This is a genomic window from Paenarthrobacter sp. 10L412 (assembly GCF_056395565.1).
The window spans coordinates 153,957-174,833 of sequence record NZ_JBFTJT010000008.1 but is presented as its reverse complement, the minus strand read 5'-3'; the positions used below and the strand labels follow the sequence as shown (position 1 = coordinate 174,833).

Here is a 20,877-nt window from a genome sequence, read left to right as displayed (position 1 = left end):
TAGAGCTCAGACCTTGATGCGTGAAGGGTTCTTGTGAGCAATTCCCCGGCCTTGGCCCGCCGCCTCGGCACCTTCGATGCGTCCCTCATTGGCTTAGGCTCCATGATCGGCGCCGGGGTCTTCGCGGCCTTCACACCAGCCGCAGCAGCTGCAGGATCCGGGCTACTTATAGGTCTGGTTGTCGCGGCGTTCGTGGCATTCTGCAATGCGACGTCCTCCGCGCAGCTCGCTGCCAGATACCCCACCTCCGGCGGAACATACGTCTACGGACGTGAGCGGCTTGGGCCATGGTCAGGGTTCCTGGCTGGGTGGGGATTCGTGATCGGCAAGACGGCCAGCGCCGCAGCCATGGCTATGACCTTCGCAGCCTACGCAGCACCGGCAGGTTGGGAGCGCCCGGTGGCGATTGCCGCCGTCGTAATTTTGACTACCGTGAACTATCACGGAGTGACTCGCACAGCGGGGCTTACCCGAATTTTGGTGATCGCCGTCCTGACCGCTCTGGCGATAGCCGTGGCGGCCGTTTGGGGTGGTTCCGGACCTGACTTCAGCAACTTTTTAGGGGAGGGGCTGCTGGCGCACGGCTGGTACGGCATATTGCAGTCGGCCGGGCTGTTGTTCTTTGCCTTCGCTGGCTACGCGAGGATTGCCACGATGGGGGAGGAGGTTCGGGACCCTCGCCGCACCATTCCTCGCGCCATCAGCATCGCCCTGGGAATCACAATCGTCATCTATGCCCTGATAGCGGTCACGCTGTTGGCGGCCCTGGGGCCGGACGGTGTTTCCGGGACGCCGACACCTCTGGCGGACGCCGTCACTGCTGGTGCGATGTCGTGGGCTGCTCCGATTGTTCGGATCGGAGCCGCAGTTGCCTCTTTGGGTGCTCTCCTGGCGCTGATCGCAGGGCTGGGCCGGACAAGCCTGGCGATGGCCCGCGAGCACGACCTCCCGCACTGGCTCGCGGCCGTCCATCCGCGGTACAAGGTTCCCCACCGGGCAGAAACAACGCTAGCCGTGGTGATTTGCCTGATCATTGCCGTGGCTGACCTCAGGGGCGCCATCGGATTCTCGTCGTTCGGTGTGCTGCTTTACTACTTGGTCGCAAATATCGCGGCCTTCACTCAGCCGGCCGAGGACCGCCGGTACCCGAAGGCCCTGCAAGTGGCTGGAGCCGTTGCCTGCGTCGCGTTGGTTGCTACGCTGCCGCCACTGTCTGTCGGGCTGGGCACGCTGATGTTCGTGGTGGGCATCGTGTTCCGCGTGATCCGTTTGCGCCGCAGTCCGTCCGGCCTTCGATAGGCCCTAATCCAGAAGCCGGCTGGGCACGACTCCACCTGGGGGTTATTAGGTGGAGCCGTGCCGTTGTGCCTTCTTCGCCTGGGACGAGTGGGGTACCCGCCGGACACCGGGTTTCCCGTCCCGAAGGCACAAGAGGAGACTATGGCCGGGAATGGTGGACTAGGTGCTCGTTCGTTCGCTCTAGGTGCTGGTTCATGAGCAAATTCGGGGTTTCGATGGTGCATCAATCCAAAAATGAGTGTTCGCCGGGAGGGACTAGGTGGTGTGACGCGATTACGCCCTGTTCAAACAGCACTGGCAGGATTGGCGTATGGAGTCACCCACCCAAGTCCCCGCCGTCGAGCTGCGCATTTCCATCAGTGAAACGGACCCGCTGATTTGGCGGCAGCTCGTTCTCCCGGAAAGCGCTACGGTTGCCGAGCTGCACAGTGCGATTCAATGCGCTTTTGGTTGGAAGAACGCGCATCTTTACGCCCTAGCCGGCCATGACCAGGCCGGCAAGAAAAGGATCATCACCAGGGTCGCCGAAGATGATGACCCACCTGTAGGCGCGGAGGAGGCCGCTGGCGTTGAACTGCGCGAGTTGTTCGACTCGAGCCAGCCCGGAAGGTCGTCCCTTGAATACGACTACGACTTTGGTGACAACTGGACTCACGAAATCGCAGTCGTGGGGCCCGCTGTGGTTCCGGAATCGACTATCACGTGCACAGGCGGCGCGATGCGTGGCCCAGTCGAGGACTCCGGGGGAGTGTATGGATACGCCAATGTTGTGCGAGTTGTCGGAGACCCAAGTCATCCAGAGCATAGGGACGCTGTTGAGTGGCTTGAGCTCGTAACGCAGGAGAAGGCGTCAATGTTCGACGCCCATTCCTTTGACCTAGGTGCGGTTAACCAGCAGCTGAATCGTTTGGCGCAGCGGCTCTGGCCAGGTGAAGTAACCGCTGACGAGATGGAATTTGTCCTGGCCCCAGCTCTGTGGTTCTTGGAGGAGGCGCACCCCGATGGGCTGCCACTGACATCGGCTGGGTACCTTAAGCCGATAATCGTTAAGCGGGCAATGAGTGAATTGGAATGGCACGAGACTTGGCACGGAAATAGCTCCACGGAGAACCACGTTGCCCCAGTGCGCATCGTCCGCGAACACTTGCAAGAGTGGAAACTCCTGCGCAAGAACAAGGACAGGCTGGTTTTGACCCCAGCGGGCAGAAAACTCGTGAACAAGCCCGCAATGCTGTGGCATTACATTGCTGACCGTCTGGCAGTACCCCAGAATGCAGGACTGGATGTCGTTACCCGGCTTAAACTGCACTGGGAACTCTCTGGTAGTCGCCCACCATGGAGCCTGAGTGCCCAAGTAATCCAGCTGGCGCTCAACGAGCGCGGTCTTCAGTTGATGAATGGCGCCGAGATTCCCATCGAGGTGGCTCGCGAATTGGAGCGGGACGTCTACCGCGCATTCCTCTGCCTCAGGCTATGGGGCTCTAAGAAGTGGGGCGCTCATGAGCATGAATTGTCCGACGCCGGTATCAAGTTCCTCCTCGACGTCCAGCGCCGCCTGGGTGACGACTAGCCAGAGGCTGCGATCAATCGCTCGGCTGCGCCAACTTTTGCAGCAGAGGTACCAGTTCACCGGCGGGCGTCGGCTCGAAGAATTGGGCGTCGGCAAGCTCTACTGCGGCAATTGCTCGCGGAGCCAATTCAGAGCCTGCTTCAGTAACACGAAGCCGTTTGGACCTCGTGTCCGAGGGATCGACTTCGCGCTCTATGAGACCCTTCAGCTCCAGGGTTCGAAGGACCTGCGAGGCCATCTTTACGTCGGTACCGGCTTGGCGGGCGACGGCGAGCTGATTGGGGTGTTCACCCTCTTTGTTGAGCCACCAGGTGCAGGCAAGAAGCACGAACTGCACGTGGGTGAGGCCGATCGGAGCCAGCGCCGCAGCAATCTCACGCTGCCAGCGAAGGGTGGCATGCCACAGTAGGAATCCGGGACTCTCGCCCGGGCTGAGCGGCATCAGCGCTGGGCGAGTTCGACGAGCGAAGCCATGGTATCCGGCCAATCTGACGTAATGGCAGGCCCGATCTCGGGGCCAACCTGGTCCGCGCCAGCACCGGTGATCTCCATCCTGTAGACAACCCGGACGCGACCGCCGTCGAGCCTGTCCAAGCGGTGGGCGGTTCGGATCAGCAGCTCATCGAAGCGTGCTTCGTCGACGAACAGCTTGCCGTCCACTACCTCCGCGATGCGCAACTGGATGGGTTGATCCCCGGGTGGCGTCATGAGGATGTGCGAACCCTCCGCGAAGGGGCCATCGATTTCAACGCGTTCAATTTCGGCGTTCCAGGAACCCCAGTTCTCGACGTCGGACCAGAGTCGCCAGAGCGACTCCGGTGCCGCGGTGGTTTCAATGCTGTGCTCGTAATCCCACATGGTTGCCTCCTGAAGTAGATGGTCTACGCACAGACTATCTGTGCGTAGACCATCTTGTACAGTGGCAAAATCAGAGGCTACTACTCACAGCCGATACCGTCGTGGTCGTTGTCCAGGCCATAGATATCAGAACCAACCACGGTCACTGGGCCTCTTACGTAAGCGGGTCCATTGCCTTTGCCGCCAGCACAGTCGACGTCGGACGCAACAGGTACGCAGGCACCGGCATAGTTCGGGTCGCAGCCACTTTGAACGCGGGGAGCCGGGGCGGCTTTCGCAGCAGCTGCAGCAGCGGCCTGATCGGCAGCAGCCTGATCTGCCGCTGCTTTTGCTGCTGCCGCTTGGTCGGCAGCGAGTTTGTCCGCGGCAGCCTTGTCAGCCGCTGCCTTGTCCGCTGCAGCTTTCGCGGCTGCGTCCGCTGCCGCCTTCTCTGCGGCGGCCTTTGCCGCAGCGTCCGCAGCGCGTTGATCAGAAAGCTTTCCAGCTGTTGCTGAGTCCAGCCAGGCGAGTTTTCCCGATTGATCGACCGCGCAGATGTAAATTTCGCCGGCCACAGATTGTGTGTTCTTCTCGGTGGTGCAGGCTTTCCCGGCTATCTTGCTCGGCGTTGGAGTAGGCGTTGGCGAAGGAGATGCTGACGTCGACTCCGTGGTGCTGCTCACCGATCCAGCAGCTCCCATGGACCCCGAACCGCAACCGGCCAGCAAAATCATCAGTGACCCGATGGCCGTGATTCCGAGCGCTTTACCGCGAAAAGAACGTGGAGATTTGCCGCCGAAAAGCGAGCGTTTTCCGGCGCGCGAAAGTTGTGTGTGCAATGTGTTGCCCCCTTAGAGTGCGCCCATGCGAAAGGCGCGTGGAGGCACAGTAACACCGGTCACATGCGCCCCAACAGGAGAAGTCTTCTATGACTTATCGCACGAGTGGGGACTGCTTCTAGCCGACCTCCTCGTTGTCTTCGCGGTAATCGTCTTCCTCTTCGAAGGAGGGCGCGAGAGCCTGCTCGATATAGTCTGCTTCCGCAGCCTCTGCTTCAGATACGCCTGCGAGCCCTGTAAACGGTGAACCGCCAGGAAGCACGTCTGTCCGCTGCTCCAGAACATCGGTCTCAGGGGCATCATCGGGTAACGGTTTGGTTAGCTCGAACTCCTCGGAACCCTCCGGGAGGACGGGCGTTTGCTGCTCAAGGGCATCGGCCTCCGGTACTTCACGCGGCGATTCCGGCTCTTGTCCGATGTTCATCATCTTCCTCCTGCTCGCTAATAGACTGGCTGACTCGCTAATGGATCTAAACGGCTCCTAACCTGAGCCCAGCAACCACGATTGGTCAGTTTGGGTTTCCTTCGGGTGCCGGCGCAGTTTCCGGATCAGCAGTTCCAGTGGCCACACCACCACCCGAAGTGCCCCTGCCACCAGCAAGAGAATCACAAATAGCACTATGGCTGGCAGGCAAAACACGAACACAGTGATTGCAGCAATGAGATAACCGACGATATAAGCCGTCATCACCCCGGTGTCCACCGTGAGCTCCCGAAGATTGAATTACCAATAGAGAGTCTTGCCCGGTGTACGCACCAGGCTACGGACTAACGGGTTTCGGTGGGACCGGTGCTGGTATCCGTGCCGGTCCATGAAGTTCCGCCACGGCTGATCGGAATCCGCACTTCAAGGAACCGACGGACAGGATCGGCGATGTCGCTGGCCGACCAACGAAGTAGATTGCTCATCGTGGTGCCTCCTGTTTGTCACCAGGCCCCGCGGACCGACCCCGGGCGGGGCCTAAATCGGATCTACACAAATAAAATACGCCGAACACACATCGTTGTTAAGACGCTCCTTGGCTCATGAGAGCTTGCAGGATAGGCCTCCGTGGAGGAGGCAAATGGCTATCCGTCCACCAGCGCTGCGGACGCTCCCGAAGCGTTCTCGCTTTCGAAGACAGGGCCTGCCGACGGCCGCTTCGCCAGGTGTTCCTCTCCGGGACCGTGGGGACGAAGCTGCTTCAAGACCCAAGGGAAAAAGTATGTCTTTGCCCATACGAGGTCACCGGCCCGGGCTTGACGCCAGCTGCTTTCGGGCAGCGCTTTAGGCTCCAGCGGCCGAAGCGTATGCGGGACATTGAGGGTGTCCAGCACGGCAATGGTAATCGTGTGATGACCCAGCGGGGAGAAATGCAGCCGGTCCGGGTCCCACATCCGCGGGTCCTTGAGCTGCCTTAGTGCCCAGAGATCTGTGATGAGTGCGCCGTGGCGGGCAGCAATAGCGCGAACGTTCTCGTTAAAGATCGCCACTTTGCCACGGTTTCGTCCCAGTACCGGGGTGGATCCCCAGTCCGGCCCCGTGAACAAAACAATCGTCGCGCCTGTCTCAGCCAAGAGGCTCACGCCGGTCTCAAGCTTGCTGGCAAGCTTGTCCGGGTCACTGGCGTGGAACACCATGTCGTTCCCGCCTGCGGACAACGTGATCAGGTCAGGCTTCAGGGTTAGGGCCTGACCGATCTGCTGGTCGAGGATCTGCTGCAGCAGCAACCCGCGCACGGCAAGGTTCGCATAGGCAAAATCCGGCTGACCGACTGCTAGTTCTTCGGCAACGCGGTCAGCCCAGCCGCGCAGCCCTCCGACGCTTCCTGGTTCCGGATCCCCAATACCTTCGGTAAAGGAATCCCCAAGCGCCACATACCTGCTCCAGGGGTGCGAGCGGTCCTTGATATTCTGCCCAGCACCCGCTTTGAGATCAACAAGGCCTTTGGGGGTAACCCGGCCACGCCACCTCATTGCCCTACCTCCTTGTAAGGAAAAAGGTTCTTACACAGTGATAACGGCAGTGCTGGTCGTGATGTTCCCGGCACGTCCAGCCGGTTAGAGGAACATTTCCTCCGCCACCACGGACGCTCCCGTCCCTAACCCGCGGACGGTCCACCCCGCACTTCGCCAGGCCTCAGCGTCCAGCACGTTCCGGGCGTCCAGCACCATCCGGCGTCGTACCAGCGAGCCCGCAAACGACGGCGAGAGGGACACGTATTCGTCCCATTCAGTCAGTAGCAGCACGAGTTCGGCGCCCTCAAGGGCCCGCTTGGTGGAGGCCTCGAAGCGGATCTGCGGGTAGCGGATCCAGGCGTTGTTGATGGCTTTGGGATCGGTGACGGTTACGTGCGCGCCAGCGGAAGCGAGCTGCTGGGCGACGTCCAGAGCGGGGGAGTCGCGGATGTCGTCGGTGTCCGGTTTGAACGCTGCGCCGAGGATTGTCACTGTTCTGCCGGAGAGGAAACCGCGGCACATTTCCCTTGCCACATCCACGGCGCGCGTTCGCTGGTCCAGGTTGATGGTGTCCACCAACGCCATCCATCGGTCCACGGACGGGACGGAAAGCTCGCGCGATTGGGCGCGGAAGGAGCGGATGTCCTTGGGCAGGCAACCCCCGCCGAATCCGAGTCCCGCGTGCAGGTACCGGTTTCCGATGCGCGGGTCCAGGCCCATCGCCTCGCTGAGCTCGCCCACGTCAGCACCCGATGCATCGCACAGCTCCGCCATCGCGTTGATGAAGCTGACCTTCGTGGCCAGAAACGCGTTCGACGCCGACTTGATCAGCTCCGCAGTTGCAAAGTTGCAGACCAAACGAGGGATGCCCGCGCTGATAAGCGGCTCGTACACGGCATCCAGAACGGCAGTCACGGGAGCGCCGGCTGCGGCACCTTTGCCGCCGGGAACGCCGTAAACCAGGCGATCGGGAACCAGGGAATCCTTGACGGCTGTGCCTTGGCGCAGGAACTCGGGATTCCAGCCGAGCAGGACGTCCGAGCGTCGAGCCAGGACCGCGCGCAGCGTCTCCACGGTGCCTACCGGCACCGTTGATTTACCCACGACGGCGGCACTCTTGGCCAGGTGGGGGAGGAGGCTCTTCGTGGCGCTCATCAGGTAGGAGAGATCGGCCGTGTCAGAGGTCTTGGACTGGGGCGTGCCCACACAAAGGAAATGGACTTTGGCATCGGCTGCCGCTGAGAAATCTGTCGTGAACTTCAGGCGGCCCGTGGTGCGTCCATCGCTGAGCAGTTCATCCAGGCCGGGCTCGTGGAAGGGAGCCAGCGCCTTGTTGAGCTGCTCAACCTTGTGGGAATCGACGTCGATGCCCACCACGGTGTGGCCCATGGACGCGAGCGTTGCGGCGTGGACTGCGCCGAGGTAGCCGCAGCCGATCACAGAGATCTTCATGAGGAGGGTCCTTTGCTTGAGGTCAGTTCAGTGGGGCCGGCTTCGCTGGGAATGCCGGCGACGACTTCGTTGTAATGCCGCACCAAGTCGGCGCTGAGCACGGGCCACGTCCGGCCCTGGACTGACGCGGTTGCTGCCGCTGCGAAGGCGCGGCGCTTGGCGTCGTCGCCCATCAGGTCCTGCACATAGTCGCGAAGTTGGGTCAGGTTCCCCGGCTCGTAGAGCCAACCCGTGCGGGAGTTTTCCACGAGGTCCAAGGGCCCGCCGCGGCCGGTCGCGACCACAGGAACACCCGATGCCATGGCTTCCTGGATGGTCTGGCAGAAGGTCTCGAACTCGCCGGGATGGACGAAAAGATCGAAGCCTGCCACGGCCTGCGCCAGGGCATCTCCGCCGTGGAAGCCCGTAAAGTGGGCGTTCGGCAGCGCCGTTTGGAGTGCTTCGCGTTGCGGGCCATCTCCAACGATCACCAGCTTCGTATCCGGCAGGTCCGCGAGCACAGCCAGGTCTTCCACCTGTTTCTCCACCGCGAGGCGGCCGACGTAGCCGATGATCCGTTGACCCTCAGGCGCTACCGAGATGCGCCATGCCGTCGAACGTTTCGCCGGGTTGAAGCGCGCGGTGTCCACACCGCGGCGCCACATATCCACGCGCAGGATCCCGCGTCCGCGCAACTGGTTCAGCGCGAACGTGGACGGCACAAGGGTTCGGGTGGCCAGAAGGTGGATGTTGTCCACGCGGCTCCACGCCCAGTTCTCCAGGAACGGCACCCCGTAGCGGGCGGCGTAGCTGGGAACTTCGGTTTGGTAGATCGCGACCGTCGGGATCCCGAGTTGATCGGCGGCCTGCACGGCGCGCCAGCCAAGGACGAACGGCGAGGCGAGATGAACGACGTCGGGGGCGAAATCGGCAAGGATTCGCTTGACCCGATTCACACCACCCAACGCAACCCGCACATTCGTGTAACCGGCCAGCGGCACTGAGGGAAGCCTGTGCACATACGCACCCTTCACGACGCTCGAAACATCAGTGTCCGACGTCGACGGCGCGATCACCATCACCTCATCCCCGCGCTCCTGCAGATGTTCCAGCACCCGCAGTATCGAATGGGTTACCCCATTCATCAGTGGCAGGAATGATTCGGCGACGATTGCGATCCTCACGCCTTCAACGGTGGTCGGAGCGGTTGGCCTTGTGGGTTCGAACGGGTGGCCTGTGGAGGAAGAGTTGGTTAACAGGAGGGTGTCCTGTTTGTCGGAGCCGCCGGGTAGACTCCCGTTCTATGACGCGCTGCCGCGTCTCGACTTTTGGGGGGTCTTGCCATGTTTGCTGCTGGGGATGGTTCGCGCGCGCTTGGGGGAGTAAGCGTACGACGGCGGCGCCGGGCGGCGGCACGGTCAGTCGCCGTCGGCTTGGGCTTGGCTCTGTTGCTGGGAACCGTCGGTTCGCCGGCGTCACCGGCTATGGCTGACGCGGTGACGGATATCTTCTCGACAGGTGAGCAGCCGGCAAGGATCGCTGTAAACCCTGTGACGAACACGGTGTTCGTGACGTCGATCGAAGGTGTGACCCGTATAGGGGGACCAGCCGGGGCGCCTGCCGTTGACGCAGGAGACAGGGCCTTTGATGTTGCCGTGAACACGGTGACCAACAAGATCTACATCAGCACAGCAGGCGGCTATGTTTCCGTGGTGGACGGGGCCACGTATGGTCCTGCCGTACGCGTGCCGATGACAGCTGAACCGTCCGTCCTGGCGGTGAACGAAATCAGCAACAAGATCTACGTCGGCATCAGCGGCGGCGTAACCATCATCGATGGTGCAACCAACGCCACCACGACCGTTCCGCTAACGGGTGGCGCCCAGAACATTCAGGTGAACCCTTCAACAGGCAAGGCCTATGTCCTGTCCGGCGGGGCCATCAAGGTCCTTGATGCAAGCGCTCAAGTCACCGCCTCGATCAACATCGGTGCCGGCGGCATCCTGGACCTCGCAATCAACAAAGCAACCAACAAGATCTACTACACCACGCTCGGCCGATACGGGGCGGGCGTCAGTGTCATCGACGGAGCAACGGACGCTGTCACAGGAAAGTTCAGCAGCACCAGCAAGCTGGGACAGTTGGCGGTGAACAAAGCCACCAACAGGATCTATGTCGCTGTTGACAGCTCTTCCCTTGACGGGGCGGTCAAAGTCCTCGACGCCGCCACCCTTTCTGAAATAGCCCAAGTGCCCACGTCTTCGTACGTTAGGGACATTGCGATCAACGAGGCAAGCAACAAGATTTACGTTCCCACCTCCGGCCGGGGCACCACGATCATTGACGGACAGGACAACAGCAGTTCCGCTGTGTACACGGGGCAGGAGCCGTTTGCCGCTGCGGTGAACGCCGCCACAAACAAGGCTTACGTGGTCAACATAGAAAGCGATTCCGTAGCCGTTATCGATGGGTCCGTATCGGTGCCCGCCAAGAACGACTTCAACGGTGACGGCAACGCCGATGTTCTGGCTCGGGACGGCACTGGTGTTCTGTGGTTGTACCCCGGCAACGGCTCGGGTGGCTGGATGCCTCGTGCGCAGGTGGGCCAAGGCTGGAACGTCATGACGGCGATGGTGGCTCCCGGCGACTTCAATGGGGACGGCAAAGCTGATGTTATGGCCCGCGATGGCGGCGGCGTGCTGTGGCTCTACCCGGGCAACGGTTCAGGTGGATGGCAGCCGCGTGTGCAAATCGGCAACGGCTGGGAAGGCATGAGCGCGATCGAGGGAATCGACTTCCGCGGTGATGGGTTCCCAGACGTGGTCGCCCGGGACCGCGGTGGCGCATTATGGGTCTATCACGGCGATGGCAGGGGCGGCTGGCTGCCCCGTACCTGGGTTGGCTCCGGCTGGTCCGACATGTCCGAGATCACGGGCGTAGGCGACTTCAACGGTGATGGCCTGTCCGATGTTGCTGCCCGTGACGGTGCCGGTGCGCTCTGGCTCTACCCGCCCAATGGATACGGCAGCTGGCTGCCGCGACAGACCATTGGGCAAGGCTGGAACGTCATGAGCTCCCTGGTTGGACCCGGCGACTTCGACGGCGACGGGCGGGCAGATATCTTGGCGCGTAACTCTGCCGGTGAGCTGCGGCTTTACTCCGGTAACGGGGGAACGGCGTGGCCTTCGGCTTCCCGTGTTGGCACCGGGTGGAATGGGATGACGGCGATTCTGTGAGTTCCCTGAACAGGCTGTAGACTCCGCTCATCGACGCGGCAGTCGCGTCTCATTTTCTGGGGGTCCCATTGGGTTCTGTCGCGTCCTACACTGCTGTGTCTGTAGTCGGAAAATCTCGTCTTAAGCGAACGACGGCGGCGCTCGCCGTCGTCGTTTCGCTTGCCGTTTCGTTGATGGCTGGGTCGCCCGCCGTTGCCGACTCCACGTCGTTCGATATTGCCGTTGGCACAGCCCCACATGACATTGCAGTCGCCGACACTGGGGATGTCTACGTTGCCACCGACAGTGGGGTGTCCGTCATCGATGCGGACACGAGAAAAGTGACCGCAGTCGATGTAGGTGGCATTGCTCAAGGTGTTGCGACTCGGGGAAGCACTGCCTACGTCAGTGTTGCAGGTAAAGCGGGTGCTGACGGGTCTGTTGTCATCATGAATGACGCCGCGGTCGCGGGAAGGGTCAAAACCGGCCCCAATCCGCGCATCGTGGCCGTCAACCAGGTCACTTGGAAAGTGTATGTTGCCTACAGCAACGGGATCACCGTTATTGACCCTTGGGCGAGCCATTCGGTAGTGGACATCCCCTACTACACTTCCACTCCTCGGAGCGTGGTTGTCGATTCCTCAAGAAACAAGGTCTTTGTCACCACAGGCGGGGTATTGACGGTCATCGACGGACAAACGAACGCCAAGGACGTCTACGTCCTTGGCGCGGGGGATGCCATCGGTCATGCTGTGAACACCCGGACTAACGAGGTCTATCGAACGCAAGCGGGAACCTACATTGACAGCCCGCAGAGCCAGCTCGGACTTGTGGACGACTCCAATCACGCAAGCACCCTGTATCAGGCCAATGAGACGTTTGGGAAGGTGGCCGTCGACTCTTGGACTGGCACCGTTTATGTTGAATCCCTGAGTGCTACTGGCAACTCGTCGGTGGTGCTGGTCAACCCAGCAACAAGGAGCAAGATCGCCCAGATCAGCATTCCCAGCCAGCCGACTTCCTTGGCTGTGGACTCCACCCGCCACAGAACCTACGCAACACTGAGTCGTGGTGGCGTTTCCGTCATTGACTCCTCAAACACTTCCACTGTCGTCCGAACTGGAGCCCAGCCCGTGGCCGTGGCTGTCCACGAATATACAGGCACGGCGTACGTGGCCAATCAGGGCAGTGCTTCAGTGACAGTCCTTAAGCCCGCAGATCCGCGACCAGTTAAGAATGATTTCAACGGTGACCGCACCGCCGACGTTCTCGCCCGCGACGGTGCGGGTGTGCTCTGGCTGTATCCGGGTGATGGTGCGGCCGGATGGCTGGATCGAACTCAGGTCGGTCAGGGTTGGAACATCATGACTGCACTTCTTGCCCCGGGTGACTTCAACGGTGACGGGAAGTCGGACATTCTTGCCCGCGATAACACCGGCGTGCTGTGGCTGTATGGGGGAAATGGCGCGGCCGGCTGGCTGCCAAGAGTTCAGGCCGGGCAGGGGTGGAACGGCATGACAGCAATCACCGGCGTAGGTGATTTCAACGGTGACGGCAACGCTGACGTTGCGGCTAGAGACGGCAGTGGTGTTCTTTGGCTCTACCCCGGAAACGGCAAGGGTGGCTGGCTCGCACGCGTGCAGATTGGGTCCGGGTGGTCCGGGATGACGGACATCATGGGCGTGGGCGACTTCAACACAGACGGCGCCTCTGATGTTGCCGCACGCGATTCCAGTGGTCGGCTGTGGCTGTATCCGGGCAACGGTGCAGGGGGCTGGTTGCCTCAGACCCAGATTGGCCAGGGATGGAATGTAATGAGCGCAGTCTTCGGACCGGGTGATTTCAGCGGAGACCGTAAAGCCGACATCATGGCGCGCGACACGAGTGGGGCCATGTGGCTCTTTTCAGGAAGCGGCGGCGCCAAGTGGCCCATCGGGAGCGTCATCGGTCAGGGGTGGAACGGAATGACGGCTATCCTCTGACGACGGCTCTGGAAGGAGGAACCAGCGGGTACGGCTGGTAAATGCTCGTCTGTCAGTAGATTGTGTTAGGTTTTACTCATCAGACATCGCCCCCCTCTGAGCCTCGGCTCAAGGGGGCGATTTTCATTGTGCGATAAACGGTGAAGCGTGGAGTACACGAAGGAATTCAAAGAGCGCGATGAGCTACTCCGGCAACTTGAAGCCCGGGGTCTTGCCGTTCCTGACCGCGCCGAGGCAATCAATTTTCTTACACGCGTGGGCTACTTCCGCTCAGGGGCATACCGATACGTTTTCCGGCAGCTACTTCCGCGAGACGAGGTAAATGAGCGGCAGCGTCAGTATCGAGGAGACAACTACATCCCTGGTGCCAGTTTTGATCATGTGATGAAACTGGAGGCGTTTGATTTCAAGTTGGCACGCGTATGTCTTGAAGGCCTTCTGGACTTCGAAGTTCGTCTCAGGGCTGCCATGGCCCATACACTCGCTGCAAAGAACGTTGCCGCGCATTTGTCCAAGGATTGTCTTGACAGGCGGATTTGCGATCAGCCCAGTGGCGGTGGAACGAAGTTTGAGGCATGGGAAGAAACCTGCCGGGATGCGGTTCGTTCCGGCGCGGAGGACGAAGACTTCATTGCACATCACCTGTTGAAATATCCTCAGCAGCCAATACCGATCTGGGCAGTCACCGAGGTGCTTAGTTTCGGAAAATTGCCGTTCCTCTATGACCTCATGCAGACACAGGACGCGCGTGAAGTCGCCCAGATGTTTGGCTTCGTCCATCCTAGAGCCTTCGGTGCTGTGCTTCGCATGATGGTCGACTTTCGAAACGTCTGCGCACACGGCTCGCGTTTGTTCAACCGAGCATTCAAACGAGCTCTATCAATCAAGGCCCACGAAACACGGGGTGGCTTGCTCGATCACCTTCTCGAGCGGGACTTCACAGAAACGCCAAAACCGCATCAAAGACTCTACATATATGCAGCGGTGCTGGGCTTCATGCTGAGGTCACACACCAGCGGCTCAAGTTGGTGTTTGACCTTCAAGACACAGATCAAAAAGCTCGAGATCCACCTTCAAGCGCCTGATGGATCAGAACTCATCTCCCCGGGTGTGAGCATGGGCTTTCCGCTGGACTGGAAAAATCTGGACCTATGGAAGTCGGTTTAAAGCTTCAATGGTTGTTTGCGGGCTATTTTAGGTCCCAGACAGACCTGAGTGGAGGGCACGCAGAGCGCTCTTCGGGCGCTCATGCCTCGTCGCCCCGCGCCCGCTTCAGATCCTTCCGCAACCCACGATTGTCTTCCTTGAGCCCTCTGTTGTCTTCCTTCAGCCCACGATTGTCCTCGGTCAGCTCCCGGTTGTCTTCCGTGAGCCCCCGGTTTGCGGCCTCCAACTCGAGCACCAGTTTCACTCCGGCAAGGTTCAGGCCCTCGTCCAGGAGTGCGCCAATCCTGCGCAGCGTCGCAAGGTCCGTTTCGCTGTAGCGGCGGGTGCCGCCGTCGGTCCTTTTCGGGGTGAGCAGCCCTTTGCGTTCGTACAGGCGGAGGTTTTGCTGCCCTGTACCCACGAGTTCAGCCGCGACGGAGATGGCGTAGACGCCAAGACCGTCACGCTCGGCAGTGTCGCGCGTGCCAGCGTCGTCCGCCTCAGCGGGCCTGCCGCCGTCGTGATCCAGCCGCTCGGTGTCGCGATCACCAGCCATGCAAACCTCTCAAAAAATCTTTGAAAAAACCTCTTGCACCACTTTCTCGCCGGTGCTATAAAAAATCTATACCAGCCAACACAGATCTGGAAGGCTGGCACGACAACAAAACCGCATCAAGATCTGAAGGAGTGAGAACCAAATGCTGATGCGCACAGACCCGTTCCGCGAATTCGACAGGCTCGCCCAACAGGTTTTTGGCACAACAGCACGCCCTGCAGGCATGCCGATGGATGCTTGGCAGGAGGGCGAGGAATTCATCGTTGCACTTGATCTCCCCGGTGTAAGCCCTGACTCGGTGGAGCTGGATGTCGAGCGCAACGTGTTGACGGTTAAGGCAGAACGGAAGTCGCCTGCAGGTGAGGATACCGAGATGATTGCTGCTGAGCGTCCTCAAGGCGTCTTTAGCCGGCAGCTGATCTTGGGGGACACCCTGGATACCGATGGCGTCCAGGCAAGCTACGACGCAGGTGTGCTGACACTCCGCATCCCCGTCGCCGAAAAGGCAAAGCCGCGGCGCATTGAGATCTCCTCCAACAGCCAACGGCAGGAGATCAACGCCTAGCCACAGCTGCTCCGCTGGAGCTCCACCCGGGGGTGGCCAACCCAGCGGAGCGTCACGCCGGGAGCTTCGGATCGGCCGCAGCATCGGAAAAGAGGGCGCAGGCTTCGTGCCACGCCACAGCGCTTGTTGCGCAGAGGAAAACGCGGCCCCTGACGTTGTCTCCCGATTGATGGCTCCCGGCCCATGCCGGGGGCCATCGCCAAATCCGCAGCACTTTTCCGGAACCAGCAGTGAGTAACAACCAACCCGACTACTACTCGATCCTGAACGTGGCTCCCAGCGCGACAGCCCGTGAAATCACCCACGCCTACCGCTCGCTGCTCCGTACCCATCACCCGGATACCCGCAAAAAGCCCGACGACGGCGACACCACCAAGGCGGCCGACCTCCAGGAACTGCACGCCATCATGCAGGCGTATGTTGTGCTCTCGGATCCGGCGAAGCGGAGTGCTTATGACCGCAGCAGGCGAACGGGGACCTCGTCCCGCGGTTCGTCAGGGCGGAGCGGTTCCTCAGGTGAGCCAGTAAAGGTCCGTGTCCATAAAGCGCCGGCTACTCCCGCTGGCAGTCAAAAGGATCCGCAGCCTCTCGTGTTCGGCCCGGTCCGCTGGGAACCGCTGCCCAGGACAACCCCCGGATTCCCCTCGCCCAAAGTCCGAAGGAGATACCTATGAGTGCCTGGCGCTCGTACGACAGCCATCTGATGCCCGCGTTCTACGAGAGATTCGAGAAACGCTGGGGAAAGGGAACCGCGCCGTTCCTGGATCCGGAAGTCCACGAGCAGCCCATGCCGCGCGCTCAGTGGATCAATGTAGATACCGGGGCGGCTGTGGCAGTGGTTCCTATCTGGACGGACGATCCCGAACATCGGTCCTTTGGCGTCTTCTACCTTCCGCCGGCCGGGGATATTTGGATCCTCCGTCCAGGGCCCACGATGTTTGTCGAACCCGGCAAGGGCGGGAGCAAAGAGCAGGTCTCGCTGCGTAACGACGCCTTCAAGAAGGCAGTCCATCACGCCAAGGAATTCATCTACGGCCCACAGCCTTAGTGGTCTCTGCCTCTCCGGGCGAGTCCGCGGTCATGATTCCCGCAACACATCCGGAAGCTCATCCACATAGACGGTTTGCGGCGGCTCAAAGTAGATCACCAGTACCTTTTCGCCCACAGGAAAGATGCTCGTCTTGTCGAACGGGTAGGCAAAAAATGCGCTGGTACCGCCATGGAAGGGGAGCATGACTTCGCCGATAGTGCCGGGGGCGATGGTGCCGGTGACCCTTCCGATCTTGCCGGTGAGGCTCCGATTGACCTCTCTATGCATCTGACGCCGCATCTGAAGCCTTCGCCGGCGGAGACTTCACAGCAGTGGACCGGGTGGGCGGTGCCGGCGGCCGGTTAGCTCCGTTCCCCTTCAATGCGGAAGCCAGCGACGGCAGGAAGCTGCCAACCTGGGACAGGATCCCGCCCACCATGCTGTTCAGCCCGTCGCCGCCATTGAGCACCGTCAGCTGCCCGATGCGCGAGAAAGGCTCTGCCGCGGCCGAAACGATGGCAGGCATGTTTTCCGCAATCTGCTGGTTGATAACAGCTTCCTGGTTTGTCTCCAACGCTTCACCGCGGGCTTTGATACCTTCTGCCTCAGCCAATGCCTTGGCCTTCACTGCGGATGCTGCCGCATTACCTCGGGCAGTCGTCGCAGCTGCCTCGGCCTCACCGGTCACACGGGTTGCACCGGCCATTGCCGCCGCAGCTCCAGCATTCGCTTGGGCCTCAAGTTCGACGCGGCGGGCGTTGGCCTGAGCGTCGAGTTCGATGCGCTTTGCCAGGGCCTCGGCGGCACTGATGTCAGCAGCCTTCTTCGCTTCGGCTTCGGTCCTCTGGGCATAGGCCTTGGCATCTGCGGGCTTGCGGATGGTGGTCTGCAGCTTCTGCTCTTCGCGGTCGGCCTCAAGTTTTGCCACTTCGGTTTCCTGGACCACCACTTGTTGACGGGCAGTGGCGTCGGCCAGTGGTCCGGCCTGCGCAGCGTTGGCCCGGGCCTGTTCAGCATTCGCCTGCGCGGCTGATTGCTTGATGGCGGACAGGCTTTGGGCATCAGCAATCAGTGCAGCAGCTTCCGCTTCCTTCTCAGCCGCCTCACGGTTGCGCGTAGCCTCGGCGATCCGGGCCTCCATTTTGACCTGGGCAATGTGCGGCTTGGCGAGGTTCTGGATGTAGCCCGTTGGGTCCTGCAGGTCCTTGATCTGCAGGGAATCCACCACGAGTCCAAGCTTCTCCATCTCCACGCCACTTGCACTGCGGACGAGGGAGGCGAGCTTGTCGCGCTCGCGGATGATCTCCTCAACAGTCATGCTGCCGATGATCGAGCGGAGATGCCCTTCAAACACGTTGTAGACCTGGCTCTCCATCTTCGGCTGCTGACCCAGGAACCTCCGCGCAGCGTTGGCGATGAACGGCGGAGCGTCGCCAATCTTGTAGATCACCACGCCGTCCACAATCACCTGGATGCCCTGGGACGTCACGCAGGAAACCTTGAGTTCTGTTTCGTTCAGCGTCAGCGCAAGGGTTCGGACTGTTTGCAGCCCGGGAACTACGAGAGCGCCCTTGCCTGTGACGATCTTGAAATCCATGCCGTCAGTATTTTCGAGCGTGCCGCGGGTCAGCCCTGAGATGATCAGTGCTTCGTTCGGTTCCGCCACTTTCCACATCGCCTTGGTTGCCAACCAAACGAAGCCGATGACAACAATCACGCCAAGAATGCCGGCGATCAAGGGGAAAAATGCCGAGAGGTCGTTCATTGACCTTGTCCCTTCAGACGATGTGAACCGGCCTCATCCGTTGACCCCCACTAGGCCATGTGCCTGTTCGTGTACACAGTCTCGTTGGGCTGCAGCAGGGAAGTCCAGCACTTTTGTGCGTCATTTGTGCCACGACGTCCAGTCAGGCCGTGAGCCTGACCGCGTAACCCAGCCACCCGCCGTCGAGCATTAACAAAGAAGGCTGGTGCAACCTTTGGAGAGAATCCGTAGGTGGCTGCACCAGCTGCTAGTACGACTTTCTGTAATTAGTTGTGACACCTGTTCATTGGCCGCTCCTAGTTCCCGGCTTCTATTATTTCCGGGCCTTTTTATCGTCTGTGAAGTACTGGGCGAACATCCAACCGGCGGCGATCATCAGGATGCCCAGCACCATGTGAGACCAGTTGTCCACGGAGTTCAGGGAGAGGAAGTTGGCTGCCGAGTCGACTCCGACGCTCAGTCCATAGATGCTCAGCACCACGTACAGGGCGCCGAAGCCCATCAGGAAGTTTCGTGCGCCGTGCGCGGTGCGGGACATCGCCCAACCTGCCGCGCCGATGGCCAGCTGTACGAGGTTGAGCAGCATGGATACCTGGAACACGCCAAAGAGCATCGCGTGCGAGTTCGGGCCGAAGAATTGCAGCTCCGAATACTGCATGGTGATGCCCGGAATGAACCCCAGGACGCCAACCAGCGCCAGAACGGCACCCACACCCAGACCAACAACCTGGATGTCTTGCCGTCCGAAGTGGACACCGCGTGCATGTGAAGCAGACGAACTCATGCGCTCCTCCAGTCACCCCTTGCGAACATCTCCCATTTTACGGCCGGTTCAGGCAAAAAGCGCTGGAATTCGCGGTATTACAGGGCGCCTGCCGGGGGAGGGGTGCCTACCGTGGCACGATAGAACACGATGAAACTGCGCGCTGATCAGACCGGAAACCGTGGCCTCCCGATGCCCCTTTGGCTACAGGGTGGTTTGGAAGCGGCGCAGGCAGCCTTCATTTCGGCCATTGTTGTGATACTTCCGTTGGTCGGGGTGTGGGCCACTGACGGATTCCAAAACAGAAACGTGGACTTTTTGGCGCGCCTTGCCGGTCAGGCGTGGCTGCTCATCCACGGGGTTCCGCTGACGTTGGCGCAGGTCAACATAGGCACAGCCGGTCAGCCCGGAACGGGTCTTCTTTCGCTGATTCCCCTGGGCCTGACGCTCATTCCCTTCCTGCTTGCATGGCGGGCGGGGCGACGACTTGCGCGCGCTTCCTACACGGACCAGCTGTGGCAGGCATTTCTGGGCGCCTGCGTTGTTTACGGCGCGTTCGGGACTGCGACAGGATTCGTGTGCCGCACCCCGGAAGTAGTCATCAACCTCTGGTTCGCCATGACCATCCCCCTGATCTCCTTCGCGCTGGGCCTGGTGGTCGGCGCCCGACGCGAGGCAGGCTCCTGGAGCAGGCTCATCGGCGTGGACGCCGTCGCCTGGATCGCCAAGACCAGCCAGCACTCACGGTGGGCGGGCTCATACGTCGGCTCAGCGTTGAAGGCCGGATTCGTTGCGACCATGGCGGCAGTTTGCCTCGCCGCGGTGCTGTTGGCCGTGGACATCGTGTGGCACTGGACGGACATCATTGCTGTTTACGAAGGTCTCCAAGCCGGCGCTCTGGGCGGCGCAGTCCTCACGATCGCGCAGCTCGGATTCCTCCCTAACCTCGTGGTCTTTGCTTTGGCCTGGTCCTCCGGGGCTGGCTTCTCGCTCGGAGTCGGCTCCCACGCCGGGCCGCTGGGCACCGCCGTCGGGCCCCTGCCTGCCGTCCCGGTTTTCGGTGGGCTTCCCTCCGGACAACTCGACGCCGGGCCTATGGCTCTTGCCCTCCCCGTGGTTGCGGGGATCATGGCCGGTTGGTGGTTCCTCCGCGAAGGCGAAAATCACTTTGACGAGTGGCTCTCCATCAAAATCAAGGCCCGCTGGTTCACGGCCGCGGCGTCCACGTTGTTCCTGGGCGCGTTCATCGGTTCCGTGGCGGGGCTGCTTAGCGGCGCTCTCGCATGGGTCGCCCGAGGTTCAGCCGGTATAGGCCGGCTCACGGAAATCGGACCCCACCCGCTGTGGACGGCAGTCTGGCTGGCCGCCGAAGTGGGCATCGGCGTCGTGATCGGTTACGCAGTAGGGCCCTGGCTGGAACGCCGCCAGAAGCTGCGCGAGGCGAACCTGGACGAAGTAGCGTTCGACGACGAACACGCCTGAGCTTGTTGGTTAGCGGACCGGACCCGGCATCGAGTCCTCAAGCTGCGTGAGGCACTGTGTCTTGGCGGATTCCGTCAGGGCCGAGCGGGCACAATCCTGATACGTGGTGACTTGTTTGAAGAACAGCACAGACGTCAGAATCAGCAGGCACATGACCGCCGAGACCACGAGCCCAGAGATGGTGCCGAACAACACCAGCCGGGGATGCTTGTACTTCACCGACCGGACCAGGACCACAATCCCCAACACCAAACCAGCGATCGTCAGGATGGCGCTCAACCACACGTAGTTCACGTTCAGGGAGAACACGAAAAACGATCCCAAAGCCGACAAAAGGAAAGCGCGGAACAGGATCTGTGTCACCCCGAAAGCGGACTTTTCCGCAGCGGTGCGGGGTTGCTGGCTCGGCCTGGGACCGACGTCGGGATTCATGTTTTCCAGCCTACGCGAGCCGCCCAT

General features: G+C 61.0%; 23 protein-coding genes. 9 read left to right on the top strand and 14 right to left on the bottom strand.

From position 1 onward, the window contains the following. The first annotated feature begins 33 nt into the window (after positions 1-33). Together AC1DD7_RS13200 and AC1DD7_RS13195 are read left to right on the top strand one after the other, a co-directional pair. Positions 34-1,299 carry an APC family permease gene (locus AC1DD7_RS13200; RefSeq protein WP_477515306.1) on the top strand — a complete coding sequence of 422 codons (1,266 nt, stop codon included), beginning with the start codon at positions 34-36 and terminating at the stop codon, positions 1,297-1,299. 310 nt (positions 1,300-1,609) lie between these two features. Further along, entirely contained in the window at positions 1,610-2,869 is a 1,260-nt protein-coding gene (locus AC1DD7_RS13195; protein WP_477515305.1) for a plasmid pRiA4b ORF-3 family protein, read from the top strand. A gap of 13 nt (positions 2,870-2,882) precedes the next feature. On the opposite strand, the gene AC1DD7_RS13190 is transcribed toward AC1DD7_RS13195, so the two are convergent. The 9 genes from AC1DD7_RS13190 to AC1DD7_RS13150 all read right to left on the bottom strand — a co-directional run bounded on the left by AC1DD7_RS13190 (position 2,883) and on the right by AC1DD7_RS13150 (position 9,098). Then, positions 2,883-3,311 (bottom strand): MarR family winged helix-turn-helix transcriptional regulator, encoded by a 429-nt coding sequence (locus AC1DD7_RS13190; RefSeq protein WP_477515304.1) that lies wholly within the window; start codon positions 3,309-3,311, stop codon positions 2,883-2,885. After that, positions 3,311-3,727, bottom strand: a complete 417-nt coding sequence (locus AC1DD7_RS13185) for an SRPBCC family protein (RefSeq protein ID WP_477515303.1) — start codon at positions 3,725-3,727, stop codon at positions 3,311-3,313. Before AC1DD7_RS13185 ends, AC1DD7_RS13190 begins: the two co-directional genes overlap by 1 nt. 80 nt (positions 3,728-3,807) lie before the next feature. After that, positions 3,808-4,281: a hypothetical protein gene (locus tag AC1DD7_RS13180; RefSeq protein ID WP_477515302.1), complete on the bottom strand. Its 474-nt coding sequence runs from the start codon at positions 4,279-4,281 to the stop codon at positions 3,808-3,810. A 382-nt stretch (positions 4,282-4,663) separates the two neighbouring features. After that, positions 4,664-4,972, bottom strand: coding sequence for a hypothetical protein (locus tag AC1DD7_RS13175; protein ID WP_477515301.1), 309 nt, complete (start codon positions 4,970-4,972; stop codon positions 4,664-4,666). 54 nt (positions 4,973-5,026) lie between these two features. Then, positions 5,027-5,233, bottom strand: a complete 207-nt coding sequence (locus tag AC1DD7_RS13170; protein ID WP_477515300.1) for a hypothetical protein — start codon at positions 5,231-5,233, stop codon at positions 5,027-5,029. An 80-nt stretch (positions 5,234-5,313) separates the two neighbouring features. After that, on the bottom strand, positions 5,314-5,454 hold the full coding sequence (locus tag AC1DD7_RS13165) for a hypothetical protein (RefSeq protein ID WP_477515299.1): 141 nt from the start codon (positions 5,452-5,454) through the stop codon (positions 5,314-5,316). Between the two features lie 159 nt (positions 5,455-5,613). Further along, entirely contained in the window at positions 5,614-6,501 is an 888-nt protein-coding gene (locus AC1DD7_RS13160; RefSeq protein ID WP_477515298.1) for an SGNH/GDSL hydrolase family protein, read from the bottom strand. 84 nt (positions 6,502-6,585) lie between these two features. Next, entirely contained in the window at positions 6,586-7,935 is a 1,350-nt protein-coding gene (locus AC1DD7_RS13155; RefSeq protein ID WP_477515297.1) for a UDP-glucose dehydrogenase family protein, read from the bottom strand. Then, a complete protein-coding gene (locus tag AC1DD7_RS13150) occupies positions 7,932-9,098 on the bottom strand; it encodes a glycosyltransferase family 4 protein (RefSeq protein ID WP_477515296.1) in 1,167 nt (388 codons plus the stop codon). The genes AC1DD7_RS13155 and AC1DD7_RS13150 overlap by 4 nt, the downstream gene beginning before the upstream one ends. Positions 9,099-9,257: 159 nt before the next feature. Between AC1DD7_RS13150 and AC1DD7_RS13145 the strand changes: the two genes are divergently transcribed. From AC1DD7_RS13145 to AC1DD7_RS13135, 3 genes are all read left to right on the top strand, one after another. Next, complete coding sequence (locus tag AC1DD7_RS13145; protein ID WP_477515295.1) at positions 9,258-11,150, top strand: FG-GAP-like repeat-containing protein; 1,893 nt, start codon at positions 9,258-9,260, stop codon at positions 11,148-11,150. Between the two features lie 95 nt (positions 11,151-11,245). After that, positions 11,246-13,111, top strand: coding sequence for an FG-GAP-like repeat-containing protein (locus AC1DD7_RS13140; protein ID WP_477515294.1), 1,866 nt, complete (start codon positions 11,246-11,248; stop codon positions 13,109-13,111). Between the two features lie 147 nt (positions 13,112-13,258). After that, positions 13,259-14,278 (top strand): Abi family protein, encoded by a 1,020-nt coding sequence (locus AC1DD7_RS13135; protein ID WP_477515293.1) that lies wholly within the window; start codon positions 13,259-13,261, stop codon positions 14,276-14,278. A 79-nt stretch (positions 14,279-14,357) separates the two neighbouring features. On the opposite strand, the gene AC1DD7_RS13130 is transcribed toward AC1DD7_RS13135, so the two are convergent. Beyond that, positions 14,358-14,813 (bottom strand): MerR family transcriptional regulator, encoded by a 456-nt coding sequence (locus AC1DD7_RS13130; protein ID WP_477515292.1) that lies wholly within the window; start codon positions 14,811-14,813, stop codon positions 14,358-14,360. A 142-nt stretch (positions 14,814-14,955) separates the two neighbouring features. Here AC1DD7_RS13130 and AC1DD7_RS13125 point away from each other — a divergent pair, with 142 nt between their 5' ends. From AC1DD7_RS13125 to AC1DD7_RS13115, 3 genes are all read left to right on the top strand, one after another. Continuing rightward, the gene (locus tag AC1DD7_RS13125; RefSeq protein WP_431118929.1) at positions 14,956-15,378 is read left to right on the top strand and encodes an Hsp20/alpha crystallin family protein; all 423 of its coding nucleotides are present in this window, start codon (positions 14,956-14,958) and stop codon (positions 15,376-15,378) included. A gap of 230 nt (positions 15,379-15,608) precedes the next feature. Next, positions 15,609-16,052 (top strand): DnaJ domain-containing protein, encoded by a 444-nt coding sequence (locus AC1DD7_RS13120; RefSeq protein WP_477515291.1) that lies wholly within the window; start codon positions 15,609-15,611, stop codon positions 16,050-16,052. Further along, positions 16,049-16,426 carry a hypothetical protein gene (locus tag AC1DD7_RS13115; protein WP_477515290.1) on the top strand — a complete coding sequence of 126 codons (378 nt, stop codon included), beginning with the start codon at positions 16,049-16,051 and terminating at the stop codon, positions 16,424-16,426. The genes AC1DD7_RS13120 and AC1DD7_RS13115 overlap by 4 nt, the downstream gene beginning before the upstream one ends. A gap of 30 nt (positions 16,427-16,456) precedes the next feature. On the opposite strand, the gene AC1DD7_RS13110 is transcribed toward AC1DD7_RS13115, so the two are convergent. From AC1DD7_RS13110 to AC1DD7_RS13100, 3 genes are all read right to left on the bottom strand, one after another. Beyond that, positions 16,457-16,696 carry a hypothetical protein gene (locus tag AC1DD7_RS13110; RefSeq protein WP_477515375.1) on the bottom strand — a complete coding sequence of 80 codons (240 nt, stop codon included), beginning with the start codon at positions 16,694-16,696 and terminating at the stop codon, positions 16,457-16,459. Continuing rightward, complete coding sequence (locus tag AC1DD7_RS13105; protein ID WP_477515289.1) at positions 16,689-18,173, bottom strand: flotillin family protein; 1,485 nt, start codon at positions 18,171-18,173, stop codon at positions 16,689-16,691. Before AC1DD7_RS13105 ends, AC1DD7_RS13110 begins: the two co-directional genes overlap by 8 nt. 313 nt (positions 18,174-18,486) lie before the next feature. Beyond that, a complete protein-coding gene (locus AC1DD7_RS13100) occupies positions 18,487-18,957 on the bottom strand; it encodes a DUF4383 domain-containing protein (RefSeq protein ID WP_477515288.1) in 471 nt (156 codons plus the stop codon). A gap of 129 nt (positions 18,958-19,086) precedes the next feature. Here AC1DD7_RS13100 and AC1DD7_RS13095 point away from each other — a divergent pair, with 129 nt between their 5' ends. Further along, positions 19,087-20,418: a cell division protein PerM gene (locus tag AC1DD7_RS13095; RefSeq protein ID WP_477515287.1), complete on the top strand. Its 1,332-nt coding sequence runs from the start codon at positions 19,087-19,089 to the stop codon at positions 20,416-20,418. 9 nt (positions 20,419-20,427) lie between these two features. Here AC1DD7_RS13095 and AC1DD7_RS13090 read toward each other — a convergent pair whose 3' ends face one another. Then, positions 20,428-20,877 (bottom strand): hypothetical protein, encoded by a 450-nt coding sequence (locus AC1DD7_RS13090; RefSeq protein WP_431118938.1) that lies wholly within the window; start codon positions 20,875-20,877, stop codon positions 20,428-20,430.